Origin of the sequence: Mesorhizobium sp. M1396 (genome assembly GCF_040317725.1) — a bacterium.
Classification (GTDB): domain Bacteria; phylum Pseudomonadota; class Alphaproteobacteria; order Rhizobiales; family Rhizobiaceae; genus Mesorhizobium.
This window is the reverse complement of the sequence record NZ_JAMYLA010000037.1, coordinates 1-15734: the sequence shown is the minus strand read 5'-3', so window position 1 is coordinate 15734 and position 15734 is coordinate 1. Positions and strand designations below refer to the sequence as shown.

Below are 15734 nucleotides of genomic sequence, written 5' to 3'. Positions count from 1 at the left end.
CTGACTCACATTTGATGATTTTGCATGGCGGCGTGGTGCTGTTTTCTGAGGGGAATCAGCACCATGGTAAGAAATTTGCGTTTGTCGTCCTTGATCCCGGCGGGATTGGTCGTCGAGGCCATCGCTGAGAACGAAGGAGTGATCGTCATTACCGCGCGGTCAGGGACGCCGGCGCGGCCTTGCCCTCTTTGCCGCAGAGTGTCGAGCCGGGTCCACAGCCGCTATGTTCGACGCATGTCCGATCTTCCCTGTACCGGGACGAAGGTAGAGCTCCGCCTCGTCGCGCGGCGCTTCGTCTGCGATGCAACGTTGTGCCGACGACGAATCTTCGCCGAGCGCTTTGACGACAGTGTTGTCACCGAGCGATCGCGCCTGACCTCGCGATTGGAGTGTATCGTTCATCATCTTGGACTGGCGCTCGGCGGCCGGCCGGCGGCTAGTTTTGCAAAGCGGCTGATGGTTCCGGTCAGCAATGACACATTGCTGCGGGTAGTGCGGCGACGGGCCTGTTTACGAACAGACCCTATCAAGATTGTCGGCATTGACGACTGGGCCTATCGCCGTAACCATCGCTACGGCACGATCGTCTGCGATCTGGAGCGACGGCGGATCGTGACGTTGTTGCCCGACCGAGAAGTTGCCACCGTCGAGGCTTGGCTTGCCGATCACCCTGAGATCGAAACCGTCTCGCGCGACCGCGGCGGCGGCTACGGCGAAGCCACCGCCAAGGCATTGCCGAATGCGGTTCAGGTCCCCGACCGCTGGCATCTCATGGAGAATGCGAGCGCGGCTTTCCTCGACGCCGTTCGCAAGTCGATGCGGACAATCCGAACTGCGATCGGCGCTACGACGATCAATCCCGACTTGCTCACCTACGTAGAGAAGCTGCAATACGAAGGCTATCTACGGCGTGAGGAGACAAACGCGGCAATCATGAAACTTGCCGGCGAAGGCATCCCCATCAAGGAGATCGTGCGCCGCACCGGTCACAGTCGCAAACTCGTACGCCAAGTGATCCGTGGCCAGCGAACCGATATTTTCCGCGTCCGGCAGAGTTCGCTCGAGGCATGGTTGCCGTTCCTGGATGGGCAATGGATATCGGGCTGCCACAATGCAAGCGAGCTCTGGCGGCGGCTGAAGACAAAAGGCTTTCGGGGACGCCTGGGCGTCGTCAGCGAATGGGCAAGGCGACGGCGTCGTGCCGAGCAGGCATCCGATCAGCAACTCCACAAGGTGCCGTCAGCCAGAACGATCGCGCGGCTGATGACGACGGCCCGTGATCATCTGAGCAAAGCCGACACGGTCATGATCGCCGCCATCGAGGCGGGCGTGCCCCTGCTGGTGGAAGCACGCAATCTGATCGCCGGTTTCCATTCCATGATCTGCAAGAAGCTTGCCGATGATCTCGAGCCGTGGATCGCCGACGCCGGCAAAAGCCTCATCGCATCTTTCGCCAAGGGCATCATTCGCGACCATGCCGCCGTCCGCGCCGCGATCACCGAACCATGGTCCAACGGTCAAACAGAGGGACAGATCACCAAGCTCAAGCTTGTGAAACGGCAGATGTATGGACGCGGAAAGCTCGATCTCCTGCAAGCCAGGCTGATCGGTGCCGTATGATCCCGAACTTCATCGAGAGTGCGTCAGACCCCAAAAGGGACCCCGGTTTTGGGGCGGTGAAGGGCACGCCGGTAAGTGCCCGATCAGGCGGAGCTGGTCGGGGTTGCACAGCCTGATCGGGCGCGGCTGATTGGCTTTCGGCCTTAGCTTTGAGATCGGCTCTTGAAGCGCCAGGATTCGTTGCCAGTCTCGGCGATCTCGCAGTGATGGGTGAGACGGTCGAGCAGCGCGGTTGTCATCTTGGCGTCGCCGAAGACGCTCGGCCATTCCCCGAAGGCGAGATTGGTGGTGATGATGACACTGGTGCGTTCGTAAAGCTTCGAGACCAGATGGAAGAGCAATTGCCCGCCGGCCAGAGCGAAGGGCAGATAGCCGAGCTCATCGAGCACGACGAAGTCGAGCCGGGTCAGGTGATCGGCAATGCGGCCCTGGCGGCCGGAGCGGGTTTCGGTCTCGAGCCTGTTGACGAGGTCGACGACATTGAAGAAGCGCCCGCGTGCGCCGTTGCGGATGAGAGAACGGGCAATGGCGATCGCGAGATGCGACTTGCCGGTGCCTGTCCCGCCGACCAGGACGACATTGCGCTGATCGGCGACGAAAGCGCCGGCGGCGAGGTCGCGGATCAGGCTCTCGTTGACAGGCGTGCCGGCAAAATCGAAGTCCTCGATATCCTTGGCCAGCGGAAGCTTGGCGACGGTGAGCTGGTACTTGATGGAGCGGGCCTGCTTCTCCGATATCTCGGCCTGCAACAGATCGCCGACGATTTTCGGCGGTTCGTGCTGCCGCTTAATGGCGACGCCCATGATCTCGTCATAGGCCGCGCGCATCCCGAAGAGTTTCAGCGCCCCCATCAGTTCCAGTACTTCGGTGCGTTCCATGGCTGTTCGTCCTCCTGAGGCTGTCATAGCGGGCGCAGTCGGCGATCGGCTCGTGAGCCAGCTTCAGCGCCTGGGGAATGGAAAGGATCGTGCCCGGCGCCGGATCGCGGCTGCGGGCCAGGATGTTGAGGATCACCGCCGACGACGAGACGCCGTGCTCGATGGCTTCCTGGCAGGCGGCCTCGACCGCGCTCAATCCGTCGGTCAGCACGCAGGTGAGGATCGACACCATCTGCCGATCCCCGTCATCAACCGCCTTGAGCTTGCGGCGCACCTTCTCCATTGCCGACGGCAGGACCCAGCCAAGGAACGGCGCGCCGTTGCGCAATCCGCCCGGCTTGCGGGCCAGCACCGGCACGTAGTGCCAGGGATCGTAGATGACCTCGTTGCGGCCGAAGCAGCGGGCATGCTCGCCCACGACCACGCCGTCCTGGCGGATAATGATCCGGTCGGCATAAGCATGGATCTCAACCGGCCGGCCGACGGCACTCGACAGCACCGAGTATTTGTTGTTGTCGAAGCGCACCGTGCAGGTCTTCGACACCGACGCGGGAATGCAGTGGAAGCCGTCGAAGCGACCGGCATAGGGAATGAAGCTGGCGCGTTCTTCCTCGAACACCTCCCAGACCGTGCGCTCGCCCTGCTCGGGATGCCGATGCGCCTTGGCATAGGCAACGCATTTGTCGGCCAGCCAGCCGTTGAGATCCTCCAGCGTCTTGAAGCGCAGCCTCGGCGTGAAGAAGCGCTCGCGCACCAGCCCGACCTGGTTCTCGACTTGCCCCTTCTCCCAGCCGGCCGCCGGCGTGCAGGCCTCCGGCTCGACAAGGTAATGCCCGCACATCTGCGCAAAGCGGCGATTGTAGCGGCGGTCCCTGCCGATGAAGATCGCGTCCACAGCCGTCTTCATGTTGTCGTAGATGCCGCGCGTGCAGGCGCCGCGGAAGAAGCTGAACGCCCGGTCATGGGCGTCGAACACCATCTCCTGCGTTTCGCGCGGATAGGCCCGCACGAAGAACATACGGCTGTGGCAAAGCCGCATGTGCGCCACCTTCACCGTTACCGTCACGCCGTCGAGCAGAACGATCTCGTGGCTCCAGTCGAACTGGTAGGCCTCGCCCGGCGCAAAGCTCAACGGAATGTAGGCTTCGGCCGCGGCGCTGCCGCGATTCGCCTCCCAACTCTGAGCATGCCGCCACACCGAACTGTAGCTGCCGTCATAGCCGAGGCCGCGAAGCTCCTCAAAGATGCGGATCAGTGTCAGCCGCTCCCGCTGAGACTTGGCCGCATTCGCCGACAGCAGCCGATCCAACTCGTCACGCCAGGCGCCCATCCGGGGATAAGGCTGATGCTTGCGCTCGTAACGGAACTCTGTCTCCTCGGAACGCAAAACCTTGCGCACCACCTTCCGGGAGATCTTCAGCTCCCGGCAGGTCGCCTTGATCGACTTTCCCTGCACCAGCGACAGCCGGCGTATCTTTGCAATCGTCTCCACAACCAACATCCAAAACACAAATGCCTCCGACCAAACCGGAGGCATCTTGATGACCCCTTCGTTAAGGGGTCCCGTTTGGACGAAAATCACCCCTCAAACAGGGTCCTCATTCCATGAAAAATCACAACCCGCCGCACCGGCTGTGGCCGGTAGCGATCGGTGTGGACCCGTTCGCAGAGATCACGGATGTTATCCGTCAGACCCTCTTCGTATTTCGCCACGGTCATCCCATCGACCCCAGCACTCACCTGTCGCTTCTGTCGCCGAAACGCCCGGTAAAGGGCTTCTTCGTCGACGTGATGCAGCAGGGCCGTGAACCGGGTTTGGGCAGCCTGCTTGGCCGCCGCGTTCACCCGCTCGAGGTTCAGCGGCAAGGCAACCCGGCTCTGTGTCCGGACCTTGGCCTCCTCGCGCAGGCTCCCCTCAGGCTGGTCCCTTCCCTCCACTCGCCTCGTTTCCTTCGACGGCTTCACGGGTACTATGAACCAGTCCGACTCCCGACCTCAGCTCAGACGGCAGCTCTGGCAGTACCTTGCTGCTGTCCCCCGCTGGAGATCAATCCAGCGGACCCGGTCGGGCCTCTCATGTTCCGATGATTACCTTCCATGCGTGATCCGGCCATCGACCCCGGCGGAGCGGCATCGTCTCGCGTAGCGACGATGCTCATATTGCCTTCGTGAATAGGGAACACACTCGGCCTCCGCGAACATCCACCTTTCGAGGCTCATTCCCGCACCCCGCATGGCTCCTGTCTACACTTCAGACCCCGCGTTGCCGCGACGCCCGCAAGACTCGGTCCCGGCTTGCCTGCTACGGCTTTGGCCGGATGGGACTTGCACCCACAAGCAATCATCAGCTTGGCATGACGTACTCCCGCGGCGTGGTGTAGCTGGCGGCATTAGTCGCCGTGCTCTCCGGCATGGGCCGGGCTGATCAGCGCGCCACGGCTGGCAGGCTGATCAGGGGATTATCGCTCATCTGGCTGATCGTTTCCAGAGTCATATATCTGGCCCGCTGCACTGCCCATTCATCGTTCTGTTCGAGCAGGATTGCGCCGACGAGGCGCACGACCGCATCGTCGTTCGGGAAGATTCCGACGACCTCGGTGCGCCGCTTGATCTCGCCGTTGAGACGTTCGATCGGATTCGTCGAGTGGAGCTTGGCGCGATGTTCCTTGGGGAAGGTCATGTAGGCCAGCACGTCGGGCTCGGCGTCTCCATGATTGTCGCCAGCTTCGGCACCTTCGGCCGGATCTGGTCGGCGACGGCGCGCCATTGTACGGACGCGGCCTCGGGCGTTTCCTGGGCGAAAGCGGTGGCGATGAAGGCTGAGACGACCCTGCGGCCGCTCTTGCCGGCATGGGCCAGCACGTTCCTCATGAAGTGGACGCGGCACCTCTGCCATGTCGCGCACAGCACCTTGGTGACGGCCGCCTTGAGGCCTTCGTGAGCATCGGAGACGACGAGCTTGACGCCGCGCAGGCCGCGACGTGTCAGCTTGCGCAGGAACTCTGTCCAGATCGGCTCGGCCTCCGAGGTGCCAATCTCCATGCCCAGTACCTCGCGCCGGCCGTCCGCGTTGACGCCGACGGCGATGATAACGGCGACCGAGACGATCCGCCCACCGCGGCAGACCTTCAGGTAAGTGGCGTCGATCCACAGGTATGGCCAATCGCCCTCGATCGGCCGCTCGAGGAAGGCCTTCACCTTCCCGTCGATCTCCTCGCACAGCCGCGAGACCTGGCTCTTGGATATGCCGCTCATACCCATGGCCTTGACCAGGTCGTCAACCGACCGGGTCGAGATGCCTTGCACATAAGCTTCCTGGATGACGGCGGTTAGCGCCTTCTCGGCCATGCGGCGCGGTTCGAGGAAACCTGGGAAGTAGCTTCCCTTCCTGAGCTTCGGGATGCGCAGCTCGACCGTGCCGGCCCGCGTCTCCCAGTCCCGGTCGCGGTAGCCATTGCGCTGGGCGAGCCGCAGCGGGTTCTTCTCGCCATAGCTGGCGCCGGTGGCCGCGCCCACCTCCATTTCCATCAGTCGCTCGGCGGCAAAGCCGATCACCTCCCGCAGCAGATCGGCATCCGGGGTCTTCTCCACGAGCGTGCGCAGGTTCATCATGTCGTCGGTCATCGGTGGTCCTTCCGAAATGGGTTGGCGTCAACAACCAAACCCTACCGGAAAGCGCCGATGACCACCCACACGCCGCTCGCTCGCTACAGCGCTACTAACGGCGCGCTCGTGAGCGGCTTCGCTACCGCCGAGCTACACCACCTGATGGGACACGACCAACGACCCGAGGCATCGATGGATGGCGCAGCTTCAAACACGGCATGACTCGAAGGTAACTTCAAACTGCAACGAAAAACATACCTTCGTTGCAATTTCCCCAGCCTGGCGGTGATTACGGGCCGCTACGCTCCTCTATTGAGGAGCTCCGCTTCGCGGCCCGCAACCACCTCATTCAACGATGCGAACGCGTTGACCGAACCAGTTTTGCGCCGGAAAAAGGAGGCCGATGCGCAGATACGCTCGCGGCCTAAATTGCAACACTTCTGGAACTGCCGGCAAGTTCCATAACAGATATTACGCGACTTTCGACCGTTGATAAAAGTATCTCTTTGTATTGCCCAAGCATCCTCTTGCAGATAGACAGTTTTTTGAATATTACGCAGACATAATTCCGACGGTCCTAGTCCTACAGAAATCGTCTTGACGTCTGATCGAACTAGTCGAACGCTCTAAGCTCTCCGAATTACGGCGCCTAAAGTCAGACAATCAACGATGAAATGGATTGGAGCAAGGTGAATCGTTGCGTCGCGCGAAATGTCTTCCAGGCGCCCCAAGGATCGTGATCATCTATGTCGTACTTTCCTGAACCGGCCGGAGCTTACCTGCTCCGCACTTCGCCGTCCGGACTTGAAACGCTTCCTGCTCTGCATTCGTGCAAAGTCCGCGATGGCGGCTCGATTCCTGGGCCAAGATGCCATTTTCGGGTGGCAGTTCCAGCGCCACCCTTGAGCGGATCATGCCGGTTATCTCTTAGATGCCTCATCGTCGACGCTCCGCTTAAGCCGGCCGGGCCTCCCGACCGCCGGATCGATAATGACCATCGCCTCTGGAGAATTGTTCTTGTTGTCGAGCGCGACGGCTTCCACCGTCTTGCCGTGCTGTACTCTTTGCCAATGGCCGGCACGCGGCCGGACGATGTCATGGGCTTCGCAGGCCTGCGCGACGTGCTGGTCCCTGACGCCGTGTAGTCTTGCGATCTCGACCATTGGTTTCGACCAAACCAGCAAATGAAGCTCGGCACGCGTCATTTTCAGCATGTTTCTTTCCGCTCAGTCGTGAGCAACGCCAGCCAGCCTGCCGCCGACACGTTCGACGTGGTCCCCTGCCTTACCTGCATCGTGTGAAGTTTTTTGGGTCGCTCGGGCAGCGCCATCCCCAGCCTACCTCCCATCACGCCCAACAGCGAAGCATCCAATCCTAATCCGTGAAGCGTCGAGAGAACAAAAATTTGACTGGCAACCAAGTTTTTGCGGCGCCGACTTTTTTCCTGGATGCGAGAGCCAAACAGCCCGACCCACTGGGAATGCTTGCTGCCTAGACCTCGCTCCGGCCGGCCGAGCGCCCTTTGCGGTGTCGGCGGTCAATCCGGACGTTCCGGCGGCAACGCGAATTCGCTCTTCCCTCAATGTTAGTTGTCCATCCCACCGCCATCGCTTCCTCGCAAAACAAAGCGAAGGTGATGGACCGCTCAGGACTGACGACCAGCTTCCAACTGCGGAGGCGTTACGGACGGGACACAAAGGGCACGGGCTGGATTTGGCTGCCCGGGGCCGGTCTCGTCGACCGCTCGATCGAGAGTGCCAGACGAGGGAGACAACCATCGACCTGCAGAGCGGCAAGGCGCTCGCTTACCTCCCTGTCAGTCACCGTTAGCCTATGGTTTAGGCGAAGATAGTCCGTCCATGTCGGCGTGCGGAACGTCTCGGTCCAAAGCATGGGCTTCTGAAGGTCGCGCTGGAGGGTCCAGTCCCGCGCACCGGCACGGCTCTGAACGCGCCGCCTTTCGCGCATGCAGCGCAGAAATTCCTCGATGTTCTCCTCGGGGATCGAGTACTCCACCTTGACCACAATTGGGCCGCTCCTGGGCTTCAGATCGAGGGCCAGATCTGGCGGCGTGAAGTCGAAGGCCCCTTGATCCGATTCTTCCCATAGCTGTATCGGCAATAGCTTTCCCGCTGCTGCAACCAGCAGCAGTGCGCCTGCAGCACCTTCCAAAGCCCAGGTCAGGGAATAGTTCTGCGCGACAGTACCCCAGATCCAGCTGCCCGCTGCCATGCCGCCGTAAGTCAAAGCGTAGTAGATCGACAGAGTGCGACCAACGACCCACCTTGGGCTTGCCAACTGCACACACACGTCGGTTCCGGTCCAGGTGACAACCCAGCCTGCGCCACCGATTGCAAGCGCGATCGCTGCCACAGCCACCGACGATGTGAGGGCCATCAAAAGGCAGCACGTTGCGCAAGCAACGGATGCGAGCGTGATCAATCGATTTTGGGACGTGATGCTTCTCAAGTAGCTATTTCCAATGCCGGCGATCAAGGCGCCTGTCCCGAAGCCGGCCAGCAGGATGCCGTAAACGATTGGCCCCCCTGCCAGTTGGTCGCGAACCAGGAGGGGGAGCAGTGCAAGAATTGAGATGCTGGACAGCCCGAACAGGGTTGCACGCACAATCGCCACTCTGATCTCCGAGGAAATCGCGGTGAAGCGCATGCCATCATGAATGGCCGTCGTCATCCGCTCGCGCGGAAGAGGCGAAGAGCGAACTTGCCATTTGGAGCGGAGTACTGCGCTCAACGGGACCAGATCGCTCAGCGCCGCGAAGACAAAAGCTGAAAGGGGGCCCAGCAGCGCCAAAATCACACCGCCCAGCGCCGGTCCTATGCTTCGAACGACGTTGTACCCCACCGACATCAGCGTCACCGCAGCGGGTATCTCGCGCTTTTCCAGAATATCGCCGACGGAGGCGTGCCAGGCTGGATCATTCAAGGCAAAGCCGCACCCGGCCAGGAAACTAAGTCCCAGGATCAGCCATGGACTGACAAAGCCCAGCCCCACAGAGAGCGCCAGCGCCGCGGATGCCGTCGCAATCAGGCAATGGCCGGCAAGCATTACCCCGCGGCGGCTGAAGCTGTCTGCAATCGCTCCAGCAACAATCGACAAGAAGAAGGCGGGCAGCGTCGATGCCGCCTGTACGAGCGCAACCATCAGATCGGAGGCCGAAATCGTTGCCATGAGCCAGCTTATGGCAACGCTTTGCACGAGCCAGCCAAGGCTGGATATCTGCGTGGCTGTCCAGATCGAACGAAAGACCGGATTTTGAAGCGGGATCAGTGTGGCTGCCGTAAAGGGGCGGGAATCTCGACGCATGACTTCTCACCTCCACCACGTAGTTCTTTCGCTCACTCACCTGCTGACAGCGGTGCGCTTGCGCCCAGCTGCGTCACAACAAAGTTAGATATCGCGCTCGCAACAAAGCCGATGTCGCATCAACGGTGCCGATGCGCGATGTGTGTGCCGGTTGGCGTCAGTTGGTCTGGGTCGCGCAGCCCGAGGGGGTGCGGTCTGCCCTGCGACTCTTGGCCTTGGACGGTGCTACCGCGCCGATGGCTGCGTTGTCAAACTGCCGCGGGGCTGGCCTTGGCGCGAAGCGGAGTGCCTCGGTATAGGCCAGAAGCGCCAGAGACGCACGCCATCAGCAGCTGAGCCGTGTGATCGGACCACAACGTTGTTCGGCGGTCAGCACGCGCGAGGTGGCGATTGCGTGCACTGGAGTCATGGGCGCCCGGCTATTTGCCCGGTATGGGGTGCGATTGCAGACATCGCGGGGCTACTCTATTCTTGGCATTTGTGCGATTTGTCTGACTAGGAGGGAAAACGTTGGCTGAGGGTGAAACGAGCAACGCGTTTGTAGAGCTAACCGCCGAAATTGTTTCGGCATACGTATCCAACAATCCGGTTCCTATGGGAGAACTTCCCTCTGTGATTGATCATGTATACCGGTCGTTGCACTCGTTGCCGTCTGGTGCCCAATCCCAACCAGAGGCAGAGCCGTTGAAGCCCGCGGTTCCGATCAGAAAATCGGTCACGCCGGATTTTATCATCTCGCTGGAAGACGGCAAGAAGTTCAAGTCTCTCAAGCGTCACCTGGCTAGGAGCTATGGTATGACGCCTGCCGATTATCGTGCGAAATGGGGACTGCCATCCGACTACCCAATGGTGGCGCCGAATTACGCGGCAACTCGCTCGTCTTTGGCAAAAAAGGCGGGCTTAGGGCGAAAACCCCAGCAAGCTGCAAAAGGACCGCCGGTGCAGAAATCGGGCAATCGGAAGCCAAAAGCCTGATCGAACGTTTTCGGCAAAAATCGCTCCCTTGGGTAAAGCTCTGTACCAATACTGGGAAGCGCCCGCACGGTGCTGCTCTCTTCAGCAGTGGTTTCCCTGTTCAAGTGGCATGCAATCAAGGAAGAAACTATGAGGCGGCAACCCCGACCGTTTATTGTGGAAGTCAAGCAAAGGCGCGCCTATCAAAAACGTGACAATTCCCTTTGGGGCGACATGGATCTCTCAGCTGCTTTCGCCGAGACAACACGGCAACTCGAGGAGATGGACACGTCAAACCGTCAGTTTGTTGATTCCAATATCGTGACTTTTAATGCTGAACGTTTGGACCAGGCAAAAGTGGAGCATCACATGACAGAGACCGAGCATACTGAACCGTTAAACGCCGCTACGAAAGGCGCTGCGAAGATCGAGGCTCTAGGGACGAAGAAGAAGGGCCGCCCGCAGCGAAACACAAAGGCGGATTTGATGTCGGCCCGTAAGGACGGCGCTTCATCCGAGGCCAATAAGAGCGTCGGTGCAGTGCGGCTCGGCCGCAAAATGTACTCCGAAGAGGAGCGCGCTCAAAAGCTCCGTCAAATCGAAAAGTTGCTCAGTGGCGGCGCCACTCTAAAAAGCGCCGTGAAGCAGGCCGGCACATCGGAGCAGACCTACTATCAATGGAAGAAGAAGGCCGCGGTTGCCGCGCCGGCGAGTGACGATCTCAAAGATCTTCTGGCGCTGGAGGAAGAAAACAAGCGGTTGAAGAGCCTGCTTGCGGAACGCCTGCGCGCGGAGAACGCCGAACTGAAGAGACGGCTGGGACTGTAACATGGCAGTCCCAGCCCCACGGGTTTGAACGGGAGCGGCGCCATCGCCGCGTAGGGTTTGCGCCATGCAGAACATGCCGCCGCTTCCTTCTTGAAGCTCGCCGGCTTGTCAAAGGCGCGGACGTTCATGCGGCAGCTCTTACATCGGCCTGTTCGGCCGAGTCCAGGCCATCTCGGTGGTCCGGGCCGCGGCCTGTTCGCCGGGACCTCGTCTTCCGTCGCTGTGCTCTCGAGTTCCTCGAAGATGAGTTCCATCTGTCGTGCAGGCGGGCGGAACGTTCAGAACTCTGACCATGCAGCGCCCGCTGTAGCTTGCGGATCGTCAAATCCTGATGTGCGATCAGCGCCGCATCATCCGATGCCTTGGCCCTGGCGACGCGGCAGCCATAGCGACAGCGCTCTCGTCCAAAGTGCAGCATCTGCGGCGACTGAAGAATATGAGTCTTGATGCACTTGCAAAGCGCGCGGGCCTATCGAAGGGCACTGTCGTGGCCATTGAGCAGGGAAAGGCAAATCCGAGCATCGGAGTCCTGTGTCGACTGGCTCTCGCGTTCTCTTTGTCCGTCACGGACTTGTTGAGTGAATCTTCGCAAGACAGCACAGACGATCCGATCGAAACGGACCAATCCAGCAACGCTTTGGAAAACGCCGCAAGGGAGCGAGGCGAAACTCGTGGCATCAACATCAGGCCGAACGATGTTCGAGATGTGGTCCTGGACCATTGCGCCCGGCGATGTCCATTGGTCGGACGCCCACAGCCGCGGCGCTCGCGAACTTGTTTCGGTCTTGCAGGGAAGCCTCAAGATCACTGTCGGCTCCGAGACCATTGTCTTGCAAGCCGGCGAAGCTGCGCGGCTCCTCACCGATCAGCCGGCATTCGTATGCGGCTGCCGACGATCATGCCGTTTCATTTTCCATGGCTGTGCTCGAACGCAGCGAGGAAACTTGACCTACCAGCACGAAGGCCTTCGGGATAATGGCGCCTTGCACGGCTACTCACACTGGCACCCTGATCCTGCAACCGCCAAGGAAGCGCCTTCAGATATCGGATCTGGAGGCCGGCACTGACCGCCTGGGCGGCATGCACGATGGCATTCGCATCGAGGCCGTGGGGCGGTAGAGATCTGGCCGGTCTGGCCGAAATGCTCGACCCGAAGCGTCTTGACGCTCGATCTCGTCCAGATATGCAAGTTTCGGCGTCATCGAACTCCCCGAAAATCAGCGGCCGGACCGAGCATCCCGGGTCGTCAAAGATCGAGCTTCAACACACCTGTCGCGCGCGACACGCAGGGGATGAAGCGGTGGCCGCGTGCCTCCTTGGACAGGACGGAATCCCGATGGATTGGCTGTCCACTGAACATCCCGCACTCGCAGCTCCCGCAAACCCCGTTCTCGCATGAGGCCAGCAAGGGCACACCGGCCGCGCGCAGGGCCTCGAGCGCCGTGGTCTGCGCCGAAACCTCGACCATCCTGCCCTCACCCAGTTCTATGACGAATGGTTCCGGTGGCGCGCCATCAAACTCGGGAGGCTGGAAAGTTTCGAAATGAACAGTACCCTCGGGCCAGTGTTCGGCCGCGCGCCCCACAACCGCCATGAAGCCAGGCGGTCCGCAATAGTAAACCTGAGCCTCGGCCGAACGGTTCGCCAGCAGCGCGGCGATGTCCTGGCGGGTCGCCGGCTCGTCGTCGAAATGGAACCGAACATTATCGCCAGGAAGATCGTCCTCGATTACCTCTAAGAGTGGCGTGAGCGCCCGGCCGCGGGTGAAATAGTGCAACTCGAAGGGCTTGGCCTGCCGGGTGAGCGCGCGCGCCATGGCCAGAATCGGGGTGATCCCGATCCCCCCTGCCAGCAGCAAAGTCGGCCCCTCGCCTGGCTTGAGCGCAAAATGGTTGCGTGCGCGGAGACAGGCAGTGTGGAGCCGACGGCAATGGTTTCGTGGATCCACGCCGAGCCGCCACGGCCGTCATTCTCGCGCTTCACCGCGATGGTGTAGCGGCCAAGCTCGGTCGGGTCGCCGCAAAGTGAATACTGACGCACCTTCCCTTCAGGCAGAGGGACGTCGACGTGAGAACCCGCTTCGAACGCCGGCAGCACAGGTTTGCGTGGGTGTGTCAGGTCGATGACCAGCACGTCGCCCGGCTCCTTGCGGACGGCGGTCACGGTCAGCTTCATGATAATACGCGGCGAGGCCATGGCGTTTCACTCGTCGATGGGCAAGATCAGATCACCGGGGCGGATCACGCCCCCGACCTCGATTGTGCAGTTCAGGCCGGAGCGATTCAGAAGCCCCTCGTAGAGACCCGGAAGCCCGAGCAACTCCTCGATATACTTGCACGGCACATTCATCCGGGCGGCCCTGAGGATCGTTTCCCCGACCCGGAAGCGTTTGCCGACAAGATGGCCTAGCGGAGCGCCTCGTGTCGTCAGATTGCGCCGGTGATCTTCGGGCGCCAGCTTGGCCTTGAAGCCCGGTATCCTGGGTTCGCCCTGCGCGATGGCTTCCAGAACTTCAGCTTCGATCAGCGTCACTTCGCGAACGTCGGGACGCGCGGAATAGGTCCCCATCCCCAGGTAGTGGCGGTCTCCGACAATGCCTTGGCCGGCAATAAGCTGCGCCTGCGCCAGCTCCTCCATTTCATAGGAGGCGGCAGGCGCGATATGGACGTGAAGCAGCTTTCCTCGCCAGGTCATCATCGCTCTCGGAAATTCGTCTCGTGAAAACCTGCTGCAAAACTGGCCTGATCAACAGCGCCAGTTGCATGGCATTTTCCCGGTCCAGTTGGCTGTTTGGAAAGAATACGGGGGGCCCTCGGACCGTTTTCAGCGCCAGCTTTCGGGGGTCGTCCCGTCTCAGTTGTTCCGCACCGGCATCGCGTCTTGCACCTGCTTGACAACCTCTCGCAGGACCTCAACGCCCTTCCCGATCTGCCGAATGCTCAAGGCGGCATAGCCCATGACAAGTCCGATGCGATCGGTGCGGCCTTCGTCCGATGGCCGTTCGTAGAGCGGCGAGATCAGGTGTAGCCCCAGGCCAGCGTCGCGGGCGGATTCGACCAAGGCCGTTTCCCGCGATCGTGGCAGGCCATTGAACCAAACCGCGACGTGCAGTCCCGCATCTGCTCCCTGGACAGTGATGCGATCCCCGAAGCTGTGCTGCAAGGCACCCAACAACGTTTCCCGACGCTCGCCGTTCAGCCTGCGCACACGGCGCACATGGCTTTCGTAGCCGCCGCTCTCGATCAACGATGCCAGCGCTTCCTGTTCAGCGACCGGCGAATGCCGGTCTGCGAATTGTTTGGCGGTTGCGAAGACCTCCTGCAATTCGGGCGGGACGACGAGGTAGCCGATGCGCAGCATCGGCGAGAGCGTTTTGGAGATCGTGCCGAGGTAGATGACAGCCCCGTGGTCCTCGAGACTGTGCAGCGGAGGGACCGGATTGATGTCGTAGCGATATTCGCTGTCGTAGTCGTCCTCGATCACATAGGCATTGTTGTGCCGCGCCCATTCCAAGAGTTGGTGGCGGCGCGCGATCGGCATGACGCCACCCAGCGGAAACTGATGCGATGGCGTCACATAAGCCAGTCGTGCCCCGATCCCCGCCAGCAACTCGGTCCTCATCCCGTCTTCGTCGACGATGACCGGGATGGGTGAGGCTCCCGTACTGGCAAAGACCTGACGCGCCATCCTGTAGCACGGATCCTCGATGACGAAACGGTCGGCGGGATCGAGAAGCAGGCGCGCGCACAGATCAAGGCCCTGCTGCGAACCGTTCACAACTATGATCTGGTTGAGGTCGCAGCTCAGGGTCCGGGCGCGCCAGAGATAGCCCTGAAGCGCCTGGCGAAGCCGGCGCGAGCCGCGAGGATCGTCATAGGCAAGACGCAGCGGGCGCTGCCCCATCGCCTCGTTCATCGCGCGTTTCCAGACCAATGAAGGGAAATCCGACGGTGCCAGGTCGCCATAGCGGAAATCGACCTTCAGCCCAGTCGGCAGATAATCTGGCCAGGGTGACGTCGCGCGCAGCCGCTCGCCATATGCGGACAGGTGGATCGGGCCGACCCGTTGCGCGTGAGTGCGCCCCGTCCCATGGCCGATCAACGAAGACGCAACGCGAGGTCGTGCGCCTTGACGGACTTCGATGAAACCTTCCGCAGCCAGTTGCTCGTAGGCGACCGTGACCGTGGTTCGCGAAACGCCGAGATCATTTGCCAGGGCCCGGGAGGATGGCAGCTGACTGCCGGTTTCGTAGACGCCGCCGAGGATTTGCTCGCGAAGGGCCTCGTATATCTGGCGTGCACCCAACGCATGCGAGCGCGCTGCAGAACCGGCACTTGAAGACTGGACCATCTCTTTCATCGCCAACTGGATATTTCACATTAGCCAGTTTGCCGTCAATCTTTTCGGAACCAAGAAAGATCTCAGAGGCCGAATGACCCGCTCCCATCAATCCGAAACCGATGCTCCCACGGGGTCGCTCAACCGCACCAGCCCCGGATTTGCCACCCGGGCGATCCATCATGG

13 protein-coding genes and 3 pseudogenes are annotated in these 15734 nt (G+C 61.0%); 5 read left to right on the top strand and 11 right to left on the bottom strand.

The features are described 5' to 3' along the window. Positions 1–5: 5 nt before the first annotated feature. Positions 6–149: a hypothetical protein gene (locus tag NKH02_RS22655; RefSeq protein ID WP_245266861.1), complete on the bottom strand. Its 144-nt coding sequence runs from the start codon at positions 147–149 to the stop codon at positions 6–8. Between NKH02_RS22655 and NKH02_RS22650 the strand changes: the two genes are divergently transcribed. Beyond that, a complete protein-coding gene (locus tag NKH02_RS22650; protein ID WP_352881679.1) occupies positions 82–1620 on the top strand; it encodes an ISL3 family transposase in 1539 nt (512 codons plus the stop codon). The genes NKH02_RS22655 and NKH02_RS22650 overlap by 68 nt on opposite strands. Positions 1621–1763: 143 nt before the next feature. Here the strand turns inward: NKH02_RS22650 and istB are convergent, their stop codons facing one another. The 6 genes and pseudogenes from istB to NKH02_RS22620 all read right to left on the bottom strand — a co-directional run bounded on the left by istB (position 1764) and on the right by NKH02_RS22620 (position 9428). Further along, positions 1764–2498 carry an IS21-like element helper ATPase IstB gene (gene istB, locus NKH02_RS22645; RefSeq protein WP_352881599.1) on the bottom strand — a complete coding sequence of 245 codons (735 nt, stop codon included), beginning with the start codon at positions 2496–2498 and terminating at the stop codon, positions 1764–1766. Next, positions 2431–3999, bottom strand: a complete 1569-nt coding sequence (gene istA / locus NKH02_RS22640) for an IS21 family transposase (RefSeq protein ID WP_352881676.1) — start codon at positions 3997–3999, stop codon at positions 2431–2433. The genes istB and istA overlap by 68 nt, the downstream gene beginning before the upstream one ends. Before the next feature lie 77 nt (positions 4000–4076). Beyond that, entirely contained in the window at positions 4077–4436 is a 360-nt protein-coding gene (locus NKH02_RS22635) for a hypothetical protein (protein WP_352881597.1), read from the bottom strand. Positions 4437–4923: 487 nt separating this feature from the next. Further along, a pseudogene (locus tag NKH02_RS22630) lies at positions 4924–6122 on the bottom strand (IS256 family transposase). A gap of 902 nt (positions 6123–7024) precedes the next feature. Next, the gene (locus NKH02_RS22625) at positions 7025–7318 is read right to left on the bottom strand and encodes a hypothetical protein (RefSeq protein WP_352881595.1); all 294 of its coding nucleotides are present in this window, start codon (positions 7316–7318) and stop codon (positions 7025–7027) included. 466 nt (positions 7319–7784) lie between these two features. Beyond that, a complete protein-coding gene (locus tag NKH02_RS22620) occupies positions 7785–9428 on the bottom strand; it encodes an MFS transporter (protein WP_352881594.1) in 1644 nt (547 codons plus the stop codon). 510 nt (positions 9429–9938) lie between these two features. Between NKH02_RS22620 and NKH02_RS22615 the strand changes: the two genes are divergently transcribed. After that, a complete protein-coding gene (locus tag NKH02_RS22615; RefSeq protein WP_352493669.1) occupies positions 9939–10403 on the top strand; it encodes a Ros/MucR family transcriptional regulator in 465 nt (154 codons plus the stop codon). 129 nt (positions 10404–10532) lie between these two features. Next, complete coding sequence (locus NKH02_RS22610; RefSeq protein WP_352881591.1) at positions 10533–11210, top strand: transposase; 678 nt, start codon at positions 10533–10535, stop codon at positions 11208–11210. A gap of 144 nt (positions 11211–11354) precedes the next feature. Here the strand turns inward: NKH02_RS22610 and NKH02_RS22605 are convergent. Further along, positions 11355–11628, bottom strand: a pseudogene (locus NKH02_RS22605) (IS66 family transposase); the annotation flags it as partial. On the opposite strand from NKH02_RS22605, the pseudogene NKH02_RS22600 reads away from it, so the two are divergent. Beyond that, positions 11542–11730, top strand: a pseudogene (locus NKH02_RS22600) (helix-turn-helix domain-containing protein); the annotation flags it as partial. The pseudogenes NKH02_RS22605 and NKH02_RS22600 overlap by 87 nt on opposite strands. Positions 11731–11905: 175 nt before the next feature. After that, positions 11906–12277 (top strand): cupin domain-containing protein, encoded by a 372-nt coding sequence (locus NKH02_RS22595; RefSeq protein WP_352881673.1) that lies wholly within the window; start codon positions 11906–11908, stop codon positions 12275–12277. 179 nt (positions 12278–12456) lie between these two features. Here the strand turns inward: NKH02_RS22595 and NKH02_RS22590 are convergent, their stop codons facing one another. From NKH02_RS22590 to pdxR, 3 genes are all read right to left on the bottom strand, one after another. Beyond that, positions 12457–13068, bottom strand: a complete 612-nt coding sequence (locus NKH02_RS22590; RefSeq protein ID WP_352881590.1) for a flavin reductase family protein — start codon at positions 13066–13068, stop codon at positions 12457–12459. A 344-nt stretch (positions 13069–13412) separates the two neighbouring features. Next, complete coding sequence (locus tag NKH02_RS22585; RefSeq protein WP_352881588.1) at positions 13413–13904, bottom strand: MOSC domain-containing protein; 492 nt, start codon at positions 13902–13904, stop codon at positions 13413–13415. A gap of 159 nt (positions 13905–14063) precedes the next feature. Further along, complete coding sequence (gene pdxR / locus NKH02_RS22580) at positions 14064–15560, bottom strand: MocR-like pyridoxine biosynthesis transcription factor PdxR (protein WP_502913855.1); 1497 nt, start codon at positions 15558–15560, stop codon at positions 14064–14066. Positions 15561–15734: the final 174 nt, after the last annotated feature.

What these genes read in the sequence shown, in the direction of transcription:
- NKH02_RS22610 (WP_352881591.1), top strand. Translation starts at nt 10,533, where the DNA reads ATGAGGCGGCAACCCCGACCGTTTATTGTGGAAGTCAAGCAAAGGCGC.
- NKH02_RS22585 (WP_352881588.1), bottom strand. Translation starts at nt 13,904, where the DNA reads ATGACCTGGCGAGGAAAGCTGCTTCACGTCCATATCGCGCCTGCCGCC.
- pdxR (WP_502913855.1), bottom strand. Translation starts at nt 15,560, where the DNA reads ATGGTCCAGTCTTCAAGTGCCGGTTCTGCAGCGCGCTCGCATGCGTTG.
- NKH02_RS22620 (WP_352881594.1), bottom strand. Translation starts at nt 9,428, where the DNA reads ATGCGTCGAGATTCCCGCCCCTTTACGGCAGCCACACTGATCCCGCTT.
- istB (WP_352881599.1), bottom strand. Translation starts at nt 2,498, where the DNA reads ATGGAACGCACCGAAGTACTGGAACTGATGGGGGCGCTGAAACTCTTC.
- NKH02_RS22595 (WP_352881673.1), top strand. Translation starts at nt 11,906, where the DNA reads ATGTTCGAGATGTGGTCCTGGACCATTGCGCCCGGCGATGTCCATTGG.
- NKH02_RS22655 (WP_245266861.1), bottom strand. Translation starts at nt 149, where the DNA reads ATGACGATCACTCCTTCGTTCTCAGCGATGGCCTCGACGACCAATCCC.
- NKH02_RS22625 (WP_352881595.1), bottom strand. Translation starts at nt 7,318, where the DNA reads ATGCTGAAAATGACGCGTGCCGAGCTTCATTTGCTGGTTTGGTCGAAA.
- istA (WP_352881676.1), bottom strand. Translation starts at nt 3,999, where the DNA reads ATGTTGGTTGTGGAGACGATTGCAAAGATACGCCGGCTGTCGCTGGTG.